This window comes from Alteromonas sp. KUL106 (assembly GCF_009811415.1).
Taxonomy (GTDB): domain Bacteria; phylum Pseudomonadota; class Gammaproteobacteria; order Enterobacterales; family Alteromonadaceae; genus Alteromonas.
In genome coordinates, this window is record NZ_BLIG01000057.1 from 1 (window position 1) to 3,386 (window position 3,386).

Annotated in this window: 3 protein-coding genes and 1 pseudogene; 1 reads left to right on the forward strand and 3 read right to left on the reverse strand. The window is 42.5% G+C overall.

Annotated elements, in window-relative coordinates; translation table 11 throughout:
- Window positions 1-185: 185 nt before the first annotated feature.
- Window positions 186-1,124: a class III extradiol ring-cleavage dioxygenase gene (locus tag GVO63_RS18655; protein ID WP_236552210.1), complete on the reverse strand. Its 939-nt coding sequence runs from the start codon at window positions 1,122-1,124 to the stop codon at window positions 186-188.
- A gap of 96 nt (window positions 1,125-1,220) precedes the next feature.
- Window positions 1,221-1,670: a DoxX family protein gene (locus GVO63_RS18660; protein WP_159581911.1), complete on the reverse strand. Its 450-nt coding sequence runs from the start codon at window positions 1,668-1,670 to the stop codon at window positions 1,221-1,223.
- Between the two features lie 192 nt (window positions 1,671-1,862).
- Here GVO63_RS18660 and GVO63_RS18665 point away from each other — a divergent pair, with 192 nt between their 5' ends.
- Complete coding sequence (locus GVO63_RS18665; RefSeq protein WP_159581913.1) at window positions 1,863-2,768, forward strand: LysR family transcriptional regulator; 906 nt, start codon at window positions 1,863-1,865, stop codon at window positions 2,766-2,768.
- 233 nt (window positions 2,769-3,001) lie between these two features.
- On the opposite strand, the pseudogene GVO63_RS18670 reads toward GVO63_RS18665, so the two are convergent.
- Window positions 3,002-3,298, reverse strand: a pseudogene (locus GVO63_RS18670) (DUF3360 family protein); the annotation flags it as partial.
- Window positions 3,299-3,386: the final 88 nt, after the last annotated feature.

A 3,386-nucleotide genomic window follows, 5' to 3' on the forward strand; every position in this document is an offset into this window, starting at 1 on the left:
AGCTCTGCCAACTCTCCTTGAGTGGTGCGTATGTTAATGATTTATGTGTAGCTGTAAAGCACTAATTTTGACATTTTAGACTAAACGAACAATTGATAAACAATATGACTAAAATTTGATAAGCTCGCGCATATTGCTTAGCGGTAGAACGATGTCATAGCCAGTTCCCTGAGCCCTACTCATTATTAGTAAAACCAAAAAAACATACTCGCAGGTTTAGTCAACACAGTTAACGAAATCGCCTTATCTACCTTTCTGTTGTTTACGCCATAACAAACATGTAGAGGCATGAGGTGTTCTTCTCTGGGGTGTGCATATCGCGCATCCGGCGCATTGAGCCAATCAATAAGCCTGCTTTTCCTGTCATTTTCGCTGTAAACGCTAGACTGCAAAGTTGTTTGTAGCCAATTGTTAAAACGCGTCGCTTTTCTTACTGCGCTCGTCGAGCTATCAAAAAAACCCTGCATGTTGTGAAACGACGATCCTGAACCAAGAACCAATATATGCCTGAATGCAGTGTTTGTGTTCTCTGAAGAGGTTACAAGTCCAGTCTCCGCTACTTTTCTTAATGCTTGACCTAACTCTATATGTTTTGCCGAATTTAAATCGGACGTTATAGACACCTGAATACAGGGTACGTCGCCGTCGGGATACATTATGCTCAACGGGATAAACATTCCGTGATCGGGATACATTATGCTCAACGGGATAAACATTCCGTGATCGAAACCGCGCGTAGTGTCCCCACGCACTTCAATACCCTGCTCTGCCAATCCGTTCACGAGCGAAGTCGCAAGCGAAACCTCTCCTTTTGCGGGATAGTTAAGAGAATAGGCTTCTTCGGGAAAACCATAGTAGTCATAAATAATTGGTGGCTGTGGATGTGCCGTTACACAGACCTCAGACGCTTCCCAATGCGCACTTACTACAATTATTGCGTCTGGCTTGGGGAATTCAGCTGAAAACGCCTTAAGTGCCTCAATCATTTCCGAGTGATTACGTGGGAGTTTATCTGCGTCGCTCGACTGTATTTCGAGAAGCGGAAGCGGGCCACCACCATGGGAAATATATGCGGTGCTTATCCTAACAGGCCGTTGTATTTGCGTTTGCATTTGATGTTGCACAGATTCAATCCTTACTGATGTGCTCGTGAAAGCATACGTATCACCGAAGCCGGTTACTTGAACGCGGCTTCAATGTTCAATGCAATTTATTTCGCGCTATTTATCAAGCTTTTCACTAATAAGCGTATCGATAGAAAACTTACCGCCACCTTGTATAGTCAATGCACTTGTTGCAGCAAGCAAAGCTAAGGCAAATTCGTACCCATTGTTACTCATAAATAATCCGTTCGAAGCGTGAACGCTAAATATAGCGATGACCATTGTAAACGCACTTATTAAGGCAGCTGATCGCGTGAGTAAACCGACAATAAGCGAAAGCCCACCAAAAAACTCAGCACTGCCAGCTAACAGCGCCATTATAAAGCCAGGGGCCAGACCAATACTCTCCATCCACTGCCCCGTTCCTTCTAAACCGTAACCACCAAACCATGCAAAAAGTTTTTGTGCGCCATGAGCGCTCAGAATAATGCCAACGGGTACACGTAAAACAAGGCTAGAAACACTATTGTTCGATGTAAAAATGTTTTTCAAAAATTGCTTATTCATTGCCGTATCCTCAACGTTTTTGTTGCTGAAATTGTCGTATTAAAAATTCGTGCTCGCACCGCTTTGTCTATTACATCATTGCGTGTGCTAACCAAGTGCACACAGAATATTCATCAATACATCTTGAATAAAGATGGCAATTATTGAATGATTAACAACATTTCATTGTTAATTGAGTATCTAAAGAGACAAATGGATAAATTATCACTGCTGAAGACGTTTGTTGTTGTTGCCAATGAGGGGAGTTTCACGAAAGCGGCTGAAAAGCTTGACACATCGAATCAACTGGTGAGTAAGTACATCGCAGAACTGGAAAAGCAATTCGATACACGTTTGTTTAATCGAACAACAAGGAAAATTCATTTAACAGAAGCTGGGCAACAATGCTTAGAGCACGCTTATCATATTCTTGAAAGCGTTAATGATTTGGAAAGCCAACTTGGTCTTTTAAATACCCAAGCGAAAGGCGTGCTACATGTTAGCGCACCTGTTTCTTTTTCTACGTTACATTTAGCGGGTGCACTGAGTGCGTTCCAACAAGCACACCCTCACGTATCGATTAACTTACAGTTAAATGACCGAAAAATTGATGTTATAGACGAAGGCTTTGACGTTGCGATACGTGCAGGTCAACTTGCCAGCTCTACGCTAGTGGCCAAGAAGATCACAAATATTAAACTCGCCCTATGTGCTTCGCCGGCTTATTTGAAAAAATACGGCACGCCGAAACACCCAAGCGAATTAAAGCCCGAACATTATCTTGAGTATTCGTATATTAACTACGATAACGATAAATCAGCGCTTATTTCAGCGCTAAAAGCACATGCTCAAAAAGTGACGCCTAAGCTAACCGCTAATAATGGAGAAGTACTTACCAGTGTAGCGATTCAGGGTGAAGGCTATGTATTGCAGCCTACCTTTATTGCAGGTGAGGCACTTAAAAAGGGGAAACTGGTGTCCATATTAGATGACTTCGTTCCACAATCTATTTCTCTGTACGCGGTTTACCCTCATCGAAAGCTCATTTCTAATAAGCTACGCGTTTTTATCGACTTTTTATCAGTCTATTTCGAAGATACACCCTATTGGGATGCGTAATCCTGGGTACGCGTAACCCCTTCTCCCCGCTATTTGGCTTTAAAAAGCGGCTGGACTGCACCCGACAAAAGCCTAAAGAGAAAATAGCGCGAAGAAACACTCTGATGCCGTTCATATATGGCGATAACTCGTTATTGCTATCAAAGCCACAACGAGTTATCGCATTAGCCACCGTGAAGTCTATCGTCAAAAGTGACGGCAACTTAATTAACTTAGGTCTAGTCAATTACCATTCATTGCATTCTGAAGGTTTCCATAATAGCGGGCACACACGGAAACATTCCAATTAATGCCATAACCGTACACAGCACTAAAAAGGTAATACCGGGTATTATCCACCGTCCAGCTTTGCCAAGGTCACCCGCACGATCTTTACAACCAACAAGCCCCAAATTGTCAAGCAGCATAGTAAATGACCAACCAAATACTGGGTTAACTAATACAGAGGAAATGACAACCAAAGCAGCAGACTGGGTTGTTTTACCTTCTCGTGTCATTTGCATACCGGCTTCCATTAACGGTAAGAAAACGCAAGCCTAAACATGTGAATGGGATGTAACAATGCGACTGTGGTCTTATACTAAAGTAGAAAAAGTAAAAAGGAATAAAAAAACCCGC

Bases quoted from the DNA above. Each gene is read 5' to 3' on its own strand.
- GVO63_RS18660 (WP_159581911.1), bottom strand. From the start codon at position 1,670: ATGAATAAGCAATTTTTGAAAAACATTTTTACATCGAACAATAGTGTT.
- GVO63_RS18665 (WP_159581913.1), top strand. From the start codon at position 1,863: ATGGATAAATTATCACTGCTGAAGACGTTTGTTGTTGTTGCCAATGAG.